Source organism: Burkholderia sp. BCC1644 (assembly GCF_902833225.1).
Taxonomy (GTDB): Bacteria; Pseudomonadota; Gammaproteobacteria; order Burkholderiales; family Burkholderiaceae; genus Burkholderia.
The window spans coordinates 32557-45962 of sequence record NZ_CADFEI010000031.1 but is presented as its reverse complement, the minus strand read 5'-3'; the positions used below and the strand labels follow the sequence as shown (position 1 = coordinate 45962).

Here is a 13406-nt window from a genome sequence, read left to right as displayed (position 1 = left end):
TTGTCTCCTGGTTGTCGTTCGTCTCGCGGGCGCGGCCGTCAGCCGGCCGCCCGCAGGTGCCGCGCGCGATACGCGGCGAAGTCGTGCGCGAGCTGCGCGTCGGTGAAGCCGAAGCGCGCGATCGAATAGTCGTGCGCGGCGCGCTTGTCGCGGCCGTTACGCGCCATCCAGTCGGTCATCGCCGCGCGCTGCGCGGCGTCGAGCGGCATGCCGGCAAACGCATACACGGCCTCGGCAACGCCGAGCGGATTCGACACCGTGTCCTCGAATCGCACGTCGAGGAACCGGTCGGCCGGCAGCGCGTCGCGCGCCACCATCGCCGCGCCGATCGCGCGCGCCATTCCCGCGTTCCACTGCGCGCCGACGGCGAGCGGATCGGGATCGTCGGCATACATCTGCCACAGCGTGTGCGCCATGCTCGCCATCGACGGAATCGTCTGCGCGGGATCGCGGTGCGTGAGCACGACCTGCGCGCGCGGAAACACGCGGCACAGCACGTCGATCGCATGCAGGTGCTGCGGCGTCTTCAGCAGCCAGCGCTGCGCCGGCGCAACGCCGCGCCGCGCCTTCTGCCACTGCAGGAACTGCAGCATCCGCTTCAGGTACGTGTAGACCGGCGTGAGATCCTGCCGCGCGAGCCACGCCGTGTAGCGCGGAACGTTCGCGTACGAATCCATCGCGCACACGAACGAATGCTCCATCAGCATGAACTCCTCGTCGGCGAGCATCGCATCGAGCGGATGGATCGTCAGGATCTGCGGAATGCAGTCGACCATCATCGCGACCTCGGCCTGCGCGCGCGCGATGCGCACGGCCGGCGCGTCGAGCGTCTCGCCCGCGAGCGGCGCCGGGTAGCGTGTCTCCCACCATGCGGCCGAATGAAAGCGTGGATCGACGGCCAGCAGCCGCTGCAGCAGCGTCGTACCCGTGCGCGGCAGGCCGACGATCACGAGCGGATCGTCGATCGCGATGTCCGCAATCTCCGGATGACGCCCGAAGTAATCCTCGACGACGAGCCGGTTCACGAGCTGGCCGACGAGTTTCTCGCGCATCATCTGCGCGCCGCGTGCGGACAGCTTCGCTTCGTCGATCAGCGATTCGCACATCACGTCGAGCGCCTCGCGATACGGCCCGTCGCCGAACGCGGCGAGCCCGCCCGTGCGCGACACGGCCTCGGCGATCAGTCCGTCGGGAGCCAGCAGCGTGCGAATCTGGTCGAGCGGCGCGTTCATGCGGCCTCCTTCAGCGTGGCGAGCTTCACGACGCGCGTGCGCGGATGCACCGGTTGCGCCGCGCCGACCCAGCGCCAGCAGATCGTGCCGGTGCGATGTCCGGCCGTATCGAGCCAGTTCGCGTCGTGCGGCCGCGCGGCCGCGACGACGACCGTCACGCCGCCGTCGGCGTTCAACCGTGCGCTGTGCTTGTTCACGCAGATGTCGAAGTGCCGGTAGTCGAGCGACTCCATCCAGTAGTTGTTGAGCTGTACGTTCCAGAAGTCGCAGTCGGGCACCGTGTCGACGTCGATCACGAGCGCCTCGTCGTCGGCCAGCGCCCAGCACGAGTGGTAGTAGTAGATGTTCGGGTCGCCGCCAACCGACTGGCACAGCGCCTGGTCGGCGGGCGGCAGCGCGTTCACGTGCGACTGGTAGCTCGCCGCCCAGTCCGCGAACAGCTTCGACGTCTGCTCGACGAATTGCGCGGCGCGCGTGAGGCCGCCCTGCAGCACGAGCGGATCGAGCGGCGCCGGCCGGTCGCCGGCGCCGATGCGCTCGATCTTCAGTTGCGCAGGCGTTTCCGTGCGCCGGTCGAGGAAGGTCTGGCGCACGAGCAGCGCGTTCGTGCCCGGCTCCATGCGCACCCAGTTGCCCGCGCGCGGCGTCTCGCCCAGCATGATCTCGAAGCTGCCGTCCGGTGCGATCTCGAGCTGCTTCGCGTCGAGAAAGCCCGTCTGCAGCATCTTGCCGTCGGTTTCGTAGCCGCCCTTCTGCGTGCCGAAGCTCAGGTACGCGACCGTGCCGCGCCGCCCCGTCACGCGATATTCGCAGCGTCCGTCGAGCCGCGCGTACTGGTACAGGTTGTCGGGATTGTCCGCGCCGATCTTCGCGGTCTCGTGCGACGGCGAGAAAAAGCCGGGCCACGCGCCGTCCGCGAACTCGACGTGCATTTCGAGCGCGATGCGCATCAGCCGGCTCAGGTAGCGGAAGCCTTCCGCGCGTGTCAGCGGATCGTCCGGCGCTTCGGCGCGCAGGATCTGTTGTCCGCTGCGTTTCAGGGTGTCGCAGAAATCGGCCCAGGTCTGGCCCGAAAGCAATTGCGTGGCACGTGTGTCGTCCGTCATGTGTCGTCTCCGCCGATGGTCGAGCGCTCACCTTAAGCGCCGCCGCCGCGCGCCACTTCGTCCGGGTGGACTAAGGAAAGATCCGCTCCGCCGCCGCAGGCCGGTTTAGTCCACCCGGACGAAGAGCGGCATGCCGCTCGCTCGATACCGTTGGCGTCATGCACGAAACGCCGCACATGTCGCGCGGCACCGGCATGAAACAAGGAGACGAACGATGTTGACCCACTTGGAGCGGCTGGAGGCCGAAAGCATCCACATCATGCGCGAGGTGGTGGCCGAGAGCGAGAACCCGGTGATGCTGTATTCGATCGGCAAGGACAGCTCGGTCATGCTGCATCTCGCGATGAAGGCGTTCTACCCGGCGAAGCCGCCCTTTCCGCTGCTGCACGTCGATACGACGTGGAAATTCCGCGAGATGATCGCGTTTCGCGACGAGACGGCCGCGCGCCTCGGCCTCGACCTGCGCGTACACATCAACCCCGAGGGCGTCGCGAACGACATCAACCCGTTCACGCACGGCTCGGCCGTGCACACCGACGTGTGGAAGACCCAGGGGCTCAAGCAGGCGCTCGATCACTACGGCTTCGACGCCGCATTCGGCGGCGCGCGCCGCGACGAGGAGAAATCGCGCGCGAAGGAACGCATCGTGTCGCTGCGCTCGGAACAGCACCGCTGGGACCCGAAGCGCCAGCGCCCCGAACTCTGGTCGCTGTACAACGCGCGCAAGCGCAAGGGCGAAAGCCTGCGCGTGTTTCCGATCTCGAACTGGACCGAGCTCGACATCTGGCAGTACATCCAGCTTCACGACATTCCGATCGTGCCGCTCTACTACGCGAAGGAGCGGCCCGTCGTCGAACGCGACGGCGCGCTGATCATGGTCGACGATGAACGATTGCCGCTGGGCGACGGCGAGCAGCCGCAGATGCGCAAGGTGCGCTTTCGCACGCTCGGCTGCTATCCGCTGACGGGCGCGATCGACAGCGATGCGACGTCGCTCGACGACATCCTGCAGGAGATGCGCGAGACGCGCACATCCGAGCGTCAAGGACGACTGATCGACAGCGATTCGGCCGGTTCGATGGAAAAGAAGAAACAGGAGGGATATTTCTGATGGCACACGTACTCATTGCGCCCGACGAGCTCGCGCGCCACACCCCCGAAGCGCCCGCGACCGGCGACGCGCCCACGCAAACCCAGGACCTGCTGCGGTTCATCACCTGCGGCAGCGTCGACGACGGCAAGAGCACGCTGATCGGCCGCCTGCTGTACGAGTCGAACATGCTGTTCGACGACCAGCTCACGCAGCTCGAAGCCGATTCGAAGAAGGTCGGCACGCAAGGCGGCGAACTCGATTTCGCGCTGCTCGTCGACGGCCTGTCGGCCGAACGCGAGCAAGGGATCACGATCGACGTCGCGTACCGCTTCTTCGCGACCGCACGACGCAAGTTCATCGTCGCCGATACGCCGGGCCACGAGCAATACACGCGCAACATGATCACCGGCGCGTCGACCGCCGATCTCGCGGTGATCCTGATCGATGCGCGCAAGGGCGTGCTCACGCAGACGCGCCGCCACAGCCATCTCGTCGCGCTGATCGGCATCAAGCGCGTCGTGCTCGCGATCAACAAGATGGATCTCGTCGACTACGACCAGGCCGTGTTCGACCGCATCGACGCCGACTATCGCGCGTTCGCGGCCGAACTCGGGCTCGCGGACATCGTCAGCATCCCGATGTCGGCGCTGCGCGGCGACAACGTGATCGCGCCCAGCGCACGCATGCCGTGGTACGCCGGAGCGTCGCTGATGCAGCATCTCGACCACCTGCCGCTCGCCGCGCGCGTGACGCGCGACGAACCGTTCCGGCTGCCCGTGCAGTGGGTCAACCGCCCGCACCTGAACTTCCGTGGTTATGCGGGCAGCATCGCGTCGGGCGAGATCCGCGTCGGCGAGCGCGTGCGCGTGCTGCCGTCCGGCAAGGAGAGCCGTGTCGCATCGGTGATCACGCAAAGCGGCGACAGCGACATCGCGCACGCCGGCGACGCAGTGACGCTCACGCTCGCCGACGAGATCGACATCAGCCGCGGCGACATGATCGCGCGCGCCGATGCCCCGCCGGAAGTCGCCGACCAGTTCGAGGCGACACTCGTGTGGATGCACGACGAGCCGATGCTGCCCGGCCGCCCGTATCTCGTGAAGCTCGGCACGCAGACGGTCGGCGCGACCGGCGCGACGCCGAAGTACAAGATCGACGTGAACACGCGCGAGCATCTCGCCGCGCGCACGCTCTCGCTCAACGAGATCGGCGTGTGCAACCTGAGCTTCGACCGGCCCGTCGCGTTCGATCCGTACGACCGCAACCGTCATACGGGCGGCTTCATCGTGATCGACCGCTTCACCAACGACACGGTCGGCGCCGGGATGCTGCACTTCGCGCTGCGCCGTGCGCACAACGTGCACTGGCAGGCCGTCGACGTCGATCGCGACGCGCGCGCGGTACAGAAGGCCCAGACGCCGCGCATCGTGTGGCTGACGGGGCTGTCGGGCGCCGGCAAGTCGACGATCGCGAACCTCGTCGAGAAGCGGCTGCACGCGCTCGGCAAGCACACGTACCTGCTCGACGGCGACAACGTGCGGCACGGACTCAATCGCGATCTCGGCTTCACCGAGGCCGATCGCGTGGAGAACATCCGGCGCGTTGCCGAAGTCGCGCGGCTGATGCTCGACGCGGGGCTCATCACGCTCGTGTCGTTCATCTCGCCGTTCCGCGCGGAACGCGAGATGGCGCGTGCGCTCGTCGGTCCCGACGAGTTCGTCGAAGTGTTCGTCGACACGCCGCTCTCGGTCGCCGAGGAGCGCGATCCAAAGGGCCTGTACAAGAAGGCGCGGCGCGGCGAGCTGAAGCACTTCACGGGCATCGACTCGCCGTACGAGCCGCCCGCGCAGCCCGAACTGCGCGTCGACACGGTGGCCGAGTCGCCGGAGGAAGCCGCCGACCGCATCGTCGCGTACCTGCTGCGCGAGCGCGCGGCGTGAGCGCCGCAGGCGGGCGGCCCGATGGTTGCCCGCCTGCCCGCGTCGCCTACTCCGTTCGGATGACGCGGGCCGCCAGCCGGCCGGTATGCTGGTCCGGGAACCCTTCATCCCGACCAAGGAGAACACGAGCATGCGGATCGCGCTGGCGCCCGGCGATACGGCCACGCACGACGGCTTCGACGACGCGGCCTGGACGGCACGCGAACTCAGCGCGTGGCTCGGGCTCGTCTATCAGGGGCCGTCGGAAGCGACGCCGTGGGCCGGCTTTCTCGAAGCGGCTCGCGTGCGGCTCGACGCAAGCTTCACGACGCTCGTGCTGCGCAATCCGGGCGGCGCACGGCACGGGCTCATCATCAACGCGTCGACGCACGGCCCGCTGCTGCCCGGCGAGCCGTCGTACAGCGAGCAGTTCTATGCGCTGTGCCCGTTTCTCGACCAACCGCCTGGCCAGGTCTTCACGGCCGACCGGCTGTTCGGCGAAACCGCATGGCGCGCGCACGACTTCTACCGGCAGTATCTGCAGCCGCTCGACCTGCGCTACATCCTCGGCGCGAACCTGCGCGGCGAACGCGGCGTCGAGTGCGCGTTCTTCGTGAGCCGCGCACACGGCAGCCGCGATTTCGACGCCGCCGAGCGCGCGCAGGTCGCGACGCTGCTGCCGCACCTGCAGCGCGCGGTCGAACTCCATGCGGCATTCGACGTGCTCGATGCCGAACGCGCGCTGTACGCGGGCACCGTCGACCGGCTCGATGTCGGCACCGCGATCGTCGACGAGGACGGCCGCGTGATCAAGCGCAACCGCATCGCCGAACGGCTGATCGAGCAGCAGGACGGGCTGTGCGTGCGCCAGGAGCGGCTCCACGCATCGTGCCCGCTCGACGAGCGCCGGCTGCAGAAGGCGCTGCAGGCCGCGCTCGAGCATTTCCGCGCAGGCGCGCTCACGCGCATCGAGGCCACCACGCTGTCGCGCCCCGGCGGCGCAATGCCGCTGAGCGTGCTGCTGCGCCCGCTCGCGCCCTACCGCGGCGCCGAGGACCGCCAGCACCGGCCGGCCGTCGCGGTGTTCGTGCGCGATCCCGCGTCGTCGCCGCAGACGTCGCGCGACATGCTGCACCGGCTGTTCCGGCTCACGCCGATGGAGACCGAGATCGCGCTGCTGCTCGTCGACGGGCTGACGCTCGACGAAGCGGCCGCCGCGACTGGCATCACGAAGAACACCGCCCGCGCGCACCTGCGCGGCATCTTCGCGAAAACGGGCGCGACGCGGCAGGCCGTGCTCGTGAAGACGCTGCTCAACAGCGTCGTGTCGATGGCGTAGCGACCAGCGGCCAGGCGCCGGTTGGCCGGCGCTATCTCGGCTCATGTCATACGTCATCAGACATTGACGATCGTCACACCGGTTGCGTGAAATTCCCCAATATTTGAACTATTTTCGGGTAAACCCGCGACGTCTTCATCCGCACTCAGGCGTACCATGTCATACGACGACATACTACATAGATTGCTACCCAGACGCCGACGCGGGCCGCCGCCCCGTCCGCCGCCCGATCGGAGACACCCTTGAACCCGCCCTCGTCCGCCCTCCCCGGCCGCGACCCGCTCGCGTCCGCCGTCTCGAAAGTGAAGTGGCACGTGCTGCCGCTCGTGCTGATCATGTTCATCGCGAACTACATCGACCGCGTGAACGTCGGCTTCGTCGATCGCCACCTCGAAGCGTCGATCGGCATCGGCGCAGCCGCGTACGGGCTCGGCGCCGGGCTGTTCTTCGTCGGCTATGCGTTGTTCGAAGTGCCGTCGAACCTGTTGATGCAGCGCTATGGCGCACGCGTGTGGCTCGCCCGCATCATGGCGACGTGGGGCATCGTCGCGGCCGCGATGGCGTTCGTGTGGAACGACACGTCGTTCTACACGCTGCGCTTCCTGCTCGGCGTGGCCGAGGCCGGTTTCTTCCCCGGCGTCGTGCTGTACCTGTCGCAATGGCTGCCGCCGCAGGAGCGCGGCAAGGCGATGGCGATCTTCCTCGGCGGCTCGGCGTTCGCGTCGGTGCTGTCCGGGCCCGTGACGGGCGCGCTGCTGTCGATCCGCGGCTTCGGCCTCGAAGGCTGGCAGTGGATGTTCCTGATCGAAGGGCTGTTCTCGGTCGCGCTGTGCGGCGCGAGCTGGCTGCTGCTGAAATCGCACATCCGCGACGCGACGTGGCTCACGGCCGAAGAACGCACGGCGCTGCAGAACGCGCTCGACGAGGAACGCGCGGCGCGCGACATGCGCTCGAACGTGCCGGTGCGCGCCACCGCGCTGCTGCGCGATCCGCAGATCGTGCTGTTCTGCTTCCTGTACTTCTCGATCCAGCTGACGATCTACGCGGCCACGTTCTGGCTGCCGACGATCATCCGCAAGATGGGCGGCCTCACCGATTTCCAGGTCGGCCTGTACAACACGATTCCGTGGATGATCGCGATCGGCGCGATGTACGGCTTCGCGTTGCTGTCGTCGAAGTGGAAGCATCCGCAGCGCTGGCTGGCGTGCGCGCTCGTGCTCGCTGCGTGCGGGTTGTTCGCGTCGACGTCGCACGATCCGGTGTGGTCGTTCGCGTCGATCTGCTTCGCCGCGCTCGGCTTCAAGGCCGCGTCGTCGCTGTTCTGGCCGATCCCGCAAGGCTATCTCGACACGCGCGTGGCCGCGGCCGTGATCGCGCTGATCAACTCGGTCGGCAACCTCGGCGGCTTCGTCGCGCCGACGGCGTTCGGCTATCTGAAGCAACATACGGGTTCGATCACGGGCGGCCTGTATGCGCTCGCGATCGCTTCGCTCGTCGCCGCGGCCGCCGCGCTGTTCGCGCGCACGCACCGGCGCAGCGATCCGCCGCGCGGCCTGCCGGCCGACGAATCCTTCACGAACGCCTCGATGCTCCGCCATGCCGAACACTGACCGCCTGACCGTCGTCGTCTCGAATGCCGCCGACGGCGACCTCGCCACGTTCTCCCTCGCCGGCGACGGCACGCTCGCGCCGCTCGCCCGCTACCCGGCCGCCGACGTCGCGATGCCGATCGCCGTGCAGGCCGACCGCGCACGGCTTTACGTCGCGACCCGCGGCGAACAGCCGACGATCGTCGCCTTCCGCATCGCCGTCACGGGTGCGCTCGCACGGATCGGCACGACCGCGATCGACGCGAGCCACGCGTACCTGTCGCTCGACCGCAGCGGCCGCTGGCTGCTCGGCGCGTCGTACGGCGGGAATTCGCTGAGCCTCTACGACGCCGCGCGCATCCGCGACGGCGACGGTACGCCGCTGCAGGTCGCGGGCGGCATCGCGAACGCCCACTCGGTGATCGTGTCGCCGGACAACCGTTTCGCGTACGTCAGCTCGCTCGGCTCGGACCGCGTGTTCGGCTTCGCGCTCGTCGAGGATGCGGCCGGCCTGCGTGCGGTCGAGCACGGCGAAACGCGCGTGCCGACCGGTTTCGGCCCGCGTCACCTGCAGTTCGCGGATGACGGCCGAACGCTCATCGTCGTCAGCGAATTCCAGGCCACGCTCGCGACCTTTGCACGCGACCCCGGCACCGGCCGGCTCGGCGATGCGCACGTGAGCCCGCGCCATCCGGCCGTCGCCGAACTCGCGCAGGGCCATGCGCGGCCGCCCGCGCCCGCCGAGCCTTCCGTCTGGGCCGCCGACCTGCACCTGACGCCCGACGAACGCTTCGCGTATGTCAGCGAGCGGACGTCGAGCCGCCTGCTCTGCTATCGCCGCAACGAAAACGGGGCGTTCGAACCCGCACACGCGACGGCGACCGAGACGCAGCCGCGCGGGTTCGCGATCGATCCGTCGGGACGCTGGCTCGTCGCCTGCGGCGAACAGTCGGAACACGTGGCGGTGTACGCGATCGCGCCGGACGACGGTGCGCTGACGCCGCACGCGCGCGTGCCGGGCGGACGCGGCGCGAACTGGATCGCGATCGTCTGAGAAAGGGAAACGCGGGGCTTGACTCGGCAGGCCCGCCACGCTGGCCGGTGCACGCCCGCGTTCAGCGCCGCTCGCTCGGCGCGACGCCCGTCCAGCGCTTGAATGCGCGCGTGAAATTGGCGCGGTCCGTATAGCCGACGCGCGCCGCGATCTCGTCGACCGGCAGGCGCGTGCCTTCGAGCAGCCGCAGCGCGTCGCGCAACCGGATCTCGTCGAGCAGCGCCGAATAGGTCGCACCGTAATCGGCGAGCTTGCGCTTGAGCGTGCGCGCCGACACATGGAGTTCGCGCGCGACGTCGTCGACCGACGGATAACCGTCGTCGCCGCAGATCAGCAGGTTGCGCACGCGCTCGACGATGCTCTCCGCATAACCGAGCCGCGCGAGTTCGGCCTCGCACTGCTGCACGATCATCTGCGCGGTCTGCGCGTTCGCGGTGCCGATCGGCTCGTCGAGCAGCGCGGCGTCGCAACGGATGCGGTTCGCGCTCGCGTCGAAATGGCAGCGCGGCAGCCGCGCGCGATAACGCTCGAACCACGGCGGCTCGGGCCATTCGAAATGGAGTTCGGCGCGCGACTGCAGCGTGCGGCCCGGCGCCGGATACAGCAGCGAATTGAACAGGATCGCGGTCTCGACCAGGAAGTTCTCGACCGCGAACTGGCGCAGCCGGCCGAGCGGAAACGCTTCGAGCACGTCGATGTCGACGATGCCGTCGAGCTGCGCGAGCCGCACCGAGAAAAACGGCACGCGCGTCGGCAGGTAGCGGATGCCGAGCGCGATCGCCTCGCCGAGCGTCGCGCAGCTCATCAGCCCGAAACCGATCAGCCCCGCTTTCGTCAGGCTGCTGCGCAGGCCGATCTCGATCGCGATCGACGGATCGTCCGTCGCGTCGAGCAGGTTGAACACGATCGCCGCCTGCTGCAGCGGCGTGATGCGCGCATCGGGCTGCGCGAGCCGGTCGCGCTCGACGCCCGAGCCGGCAAGAATGCGGCCGCCGTCGATGCCGCGCTCCTCGGCCAGCATCAGCATGAACAGCGCATACGCGGACGACACCGTCGCCTTGTTCAACTGGCGCGCGGCATCCGGGACGGACAGGACCATGCGGCGGACTCCGGAACGGTTTCGGCGGATTGTAGCGTCGCTGGCCCGCAATGACACCATGGCGGCCCTCTACCCCGGCGGCCAACGTGGCCCGAAATGACACCGTCATTGGCACCGGCGGCCCTCGCATGCGGTCCGGTGGGCGCCTATGCTTGTCACATCGGCATTGCGCCCTACTCTTTCCGCACGGATTCCGGTCGATGAGCCAACCCGCACGAACCGTCTTTCGCCACGACGCAGACAAGGTCGCGTACGTCCGCCGCGAGGTCAACGCCGCGAGCGATGCGATCCGCGCGCGCTTTCCGCTGCTCGACAACCAGAACCTCGTCGGCGCGACCGTGATGGCCGTGTCGGTGAGCGCGATGCTCGCGATCGCGTGGCTGTATGCGCGCGGCGCGATCGCGTGGTACGTTGCGCTGCCGCTCGCCGCGTTCGTCACGTCGCTGATCCACGAGCTCGAGCACGACCTGATCCACCTGATGTACTTCAAGAAGACGCCGTGGGCCTATCACCTGATGATGGCGCTGTGCTGGCTCACGCGGCCCGGCACGATCAACCCGTGGACGCGGCGGCGCATGCACCTGCATCACCACAAGGTGTCGGGCGGCGAATCGGATCTCGAGGAATTCGGCATCACGAACGGCGAACGCTGGGGCGTGAAGCGCCTGCTGATGATCGCCGACGGCATGCTCGCCGTCGTGCTGCGGCCGGCCGCGATGCGCCGCAAGGTGAAGCAGTATGTGGCCGCGCAACCGGTGCAGGATCCGTCGGAACGCCTGCAGCTGCGCGTCGAGCAGGTGTCGTCGTACATGCCGGTCGGCCACCTGTATTACGCGCTGTGGCATGCGTTCATCGTCTATCACGTCGGCCTGTTCGCGCTGCATGCATTCGGCTACACGGTGACGGTACCGGCCGTCGTCGCGCGCGTGATGAATGTCGTCGACTTCCTCGCGGTGGTGTGGCTCGGGCCGAACTTCGTGCGCAGCTTCTGCATCAACTTCGTCAGCTCGAACATGCACTACTTCGGCGACATCGATTCGCGCAACGTGATCCAGCAGACGCAGGTGCTGAACCCGTGGTGGATGGTGCCGTTCCAGCTGTTCTGCTTCAATTTCGGCAGCACGCACGCGATCCATCACTTCGTGGTGCGCGATCCGTTCTACATCCGGCAACTGACCGTGCGCACCGCGCATGCGGCGCTGCGTGAAGTCGGCGTGCGCTTCAACGACGTCGGCACGTTCGCGCGTGCGAATCGCTGGGGCGGTTATCGTCCGTCGCGCGGTACGCGTCAGGCGCAGGCCGACGCGTAACGCGCCGAATCAATCGCCGATCGGCGGCATCGGGCCCTGCCCGCGGATCCACGACCAGTTCGCGAGTTCGGCCATTTCCTTGTCGCCGCGACTGTCGCCGTACGCGAACAGTTGCTTCGGCGGCCGGTTGCCCCACCATCCGCGCAGCCGCACGACCTTCTGCGGCCCCCAGCAGTTCTCGCCGTCGAGCCGGCCGGCGAACCTGCCGCCCTCGAATGCAAGCTGCGTCGCGAGCACCGCATCGAAGCCGGCCGTCTTCGCCCACTTCTCCAGATACAGCGACGGCGACGCGCTGACCAGCACGACTTCGTGCCCGCGCGCCCGATGCTCGCGAATGCGGTCGAGCATTTCCGGACGCACGAGGCCCGGCAGATAGCTGTCGACGAACGTGCGCGCCTGCGCATCGAGTGCGTCCTCGCGGATCGGCCCGAATGCGAACGACGCGAACTTCGCCTTCGCGTCGCCGCGCGACAGCAGCCCGGCCTTCATCGCGATGATCCACGGCAACGCGCGCAGCCCGGCCCATGCGAAGCGCGGCGTGCCGACCGCGTAGCGGACGAAATGACGAAAGCTGTCGGTAGTCGTGATGGTGCCGTCGAAATCGAATGCGGCGACGATGCGGTCAGTCATGGAGAATCGGCGGGAAAGCGATGGAATGCCCGGGAAGATAGCAGACTCGCGACGCCACGCGCGAAACGCCGTGATGCGGCATGGCCCGGGCAGCGGCCACACCCGCCGCAGCGCGCGTGGCCGTGCCGTTTGCTCAGCGCGGCGGCCGCGCGGCGAATGCCGCCGGCAGCACGACGTTCATCAGGTGATCGGCGCGCGACAGCAGATCGGTCACGCGCTCGTCGAGCCCGCGCAGTTGCGCCGGCTGCATCCGGATCTGCTGAACGGCCTGCCCGACGATGTTGCGGCGGTCGAACAGCGTGCGCTCGACGCCGGCGTCATCCGGCGCGCGCACGACGTCCGACACCGCGCTCAGCGCCGCAAGCACGACCACGAGGTTTTCTTCCGCATGGCGGACCTTCGCGGCGAGTTCCTCGGTGCGGCGCGGGAAGAAGCCGAGCGACTGCTTGAGCGCACCGATCGCCGCGCGGTAGTCGACCTGCCCCGATGCCGCGCCGAACCAGCGTTCGAACATGCCGGCCTTGCGCGTCGCCTGCGAGAGCATCCCGGCCATCATGTCGGCCGCGCCGAGTTCGTTGAACTCGCGCGTCGTCGCCGCGACGGCCTCGACGAGATTGCCGGCCGTCTCCAGTGCGCCGTCGCCGATCGTCGCGACCGTCGCGAGCTTCAACGGCACCAGTTGCCGGATGTGCCGCTCGATGCGCGGCGCGTAGTCGGGATAGAGATTCGGGAAGCTGGCCTGCGCGGCGCGGAAGCAGGCTTCGAGCTGCGGGTGGTTCGATTCGCCAAACAGCGCGCGGCCGACCGCTTCGGCCGGCGCCGCGCGCACGGCTTGATCGGACGCCGGCGCCGGCCCGAAGTCGAGCGCCTGCGGCGCGGGCCGCTCGGGCGCACGCGCGGCCGGCGCACCGGCCGCGGGCGGCGCGTCGAACGCAAGACGCCCGGGCGTGCGCTCGGGCGTCGTATCGAACTCGAGCCGCTTCGGCTCGTCGGACGGATTCGTCATTGCCGCTTCCTGCCCGGCGCGGCGGTGTT

Annotated in this window: 11 protein-coding genes; 6 read left to right on the top strand and 5 right to left on the bottom strand. The window is 68.5% G+C overall.

What is annotated here, in order from left to right; all coding sequences use genetic code 11:
• Positions 1-38: 38 nt before the first annotated feature.
• Positions 39-1232, bottom strand: a complete 1194-nt coding sequence (locus HWX87_RS36120; RefSeq protein WP_176051599.1) for a sulfotransferase — start codon at positions 1230-1232, stop codon at positions 39-41.
• Entirely contained in the window at positions 1229-2338 is a 1110-nt protein-coding gene (locus HWX87_RS36115; protein WP_176051598.1) for a DUF1214 domain-containing protein, read from the bottom strand. Before HWX87_RS36115 ends, HWX87_RS36120 begins: the two co-directional genes overlap by 4 nt.
• 130 nt (positions 2339-2468) lie before the next feature.
• Here HWX87_RS36115 and cysD point away from each other — a divergent pair, with 130 nt between their 5' ends.
• The 5 genes from cysD (at position 2469) to HWX87_RS36090 (ending at position 9332) form a co-directional block, all read left to right on the top strand.
• Entirely contained in the window at positions 2469-3449 is a 981-nt protein-coding gene (gene cysD, locus HWX87_RS36110) for a sulfate adenylyltransferase subunit CysD (protein ID WP_279612994.1), read from the top strand.
• Complete coding sequence (gene cysN, locus HWX87_RS36105) at positions 3449-5371, top strand: sulfate adenylyltransferase subunit CysN (RefSeq protein WP_176051596.1); 1923 nt, start codon at positions 3449-3451, stop codon at positions 5369-5371. Before cysD ends, cysN begins: the two co-directional genes overlap by 1 nt.
• A 130-nt stretch (positions 5372-5501) precedes the next feature.
• Positions 5502-6689: a helix-turn-helix transcriptional regulator gene (locus tag HWX87_RS36100; RefSeq protein WP_176051595.1), complete on the top strand. Its 1188-nt coding sequence runs from the start codon at positions 5502-5504 to the stop codon at positions 6687-6689.
• A 242-nt stretch (positions 6690-6931) separates the two neighbouring features.
• Positions 6932-8299, top strand: a complete 1368-nt coding sequence (locus tag HWX87_RS36095) for an MFS transporter (protein ID WP_176051594.1) — start codon at positions 6932-6934, stop codon at positions 8297-8299.
• Positions 8286-9332, top strand: coding sequence for a beta-propeller fold lactonase family protein (locus tag HWX87_RS36090; RefSeq protein WP_176051593.1), 1047 nt, complete (start codon positions 8286-8288; stop codon positions 9330-9332). The genes HWX87_RS36095 and HWX87_RS36090 overlap by 14 nt, the downstream gene beginning before the upstream one ends.
• Before the next feature lie 61 nt (positions 9333-9393).
• On the opposite strand, the gene HWX87_RS36085 is transcribed toward HWX87_RS36090, so the two are convergent.
• Complete coding sequence (locus tag HWX87_RS36085; protein ID WP_176051592.1) at positions 9394-10431, bottom strand: AraC family transcriptional regulator; 1038 nt, start codon at positions 10429-10431, stop codon at positions 9394-9396.
• 200 nt (positions 10432-10631) lie between these two features.
• On the opposite strand from HWX87_RS36085, the gene HWX87_RS36080 reads away from it, so the two are divergent.
• Positions 10632-11741 (top strand): fatty acid desaturase, encoded by a 1110-nt coding sequence (locus HWX87_RS36080; RefSeq protein ID WP_176051591.1) that lies wholly within the window; start codon positions 10632-10634, stop codon positions 11739-11741.
• A 9-nt stretch (positions 11742-11750) separates the two neighbouring features.
• Here the strand turns inward: HWX87_RS36080 and HWX87_RS36075 are convergent, their stop codons facing one another.
• Positions 11751-12371: an HAD family hydrolase gene (locus tag HWX87_RS36075; protein ID WP_176051590.1), complete on the bottom strand. Its 621-nt coding sequence runs from the start codon at positions 12369-12371 to the stop codon at positions 11751-11753.
• A 133-nt stretch (positions 12372-12504) separates the two neighbouring features.
• Entirely contained in the window at positions 12505-13377 is an 873-nt protein-coding gene (locus tag HWX87_RS36070) for a hypothetical protein (RefSeq protein ID WP_176051589.1), read from the bottom strand.
• Positions 13378-13406 lie beyond the last annotated feature (29 nt).

Coding starts and splice junctions, on each gene's coding strand:
- HWX87_RS36120 (WP_176051599.1), bottom strand. CDS start 1,232: ATGAACGCGCCGCTCGACCAGATTCGCACGCTGCTGGCTCCCGACGGA.
- HWX87_RS36115 (WP_176051598.1), bottom strand. CDS start 2,338: ATGACGGACGACACACGTGCCACGCAATTGCTTTCGGGCCAGACCTGG.
- cysD (WP_279612994.1), top strand. CDS start 2,469: ATGCCGCTCGCTCGATACCGTTGGCGTCATGCACGAAACGCCGCACAT.
- cysN (WP_176051596.1), top strand. CDS start 3,449: ATGGCACACGTACTCATTGCGCCCGACGAGCTCGCGCGCCACACCCCC.
- HWX87_RS36100 (WP_176051595.1), top strand. CDS start 5,502: ATGCGGATCGCGCTGGCGCCCGGCGATACGGCCACGCACGACGGCTTC.
- HWX87_RS36090 (WP_176051593.1), top strand. CDS start 8,286: ATGCCGAACACTGACCGCCTGACCGTCGTCGTCTCGAATGCCGCCGAC.
- HWX87_RS36085 (WP_176051592.1), bottom strand. CDS start 10,431: ATGGTCCTGTCCGTCCCGGATGCCGCGCGCCAGTTGAACAAGGCGACG.
- HWX87_RS36080 (WP_176051591.1), top strand. CDS start 10,632: ATGAGCCAACCCGCACGAACCGTCTTTCGCCACGACGCAGACAAGGTC.
- HWX87_RS36075 (WP_176051590.1), bottom strand. CDS start 12,371: ATGACTGACCGCATCGTCGCCGCATTCGATTTCGACGGCACCATCACG.
- HWX87_RS36070 (WP_176051589.1), bottom strand. CDS start 13,377: ATGACGAATCCGTCCGACGAGCCGAAGCGGCTCGAGTTCGATACGACG.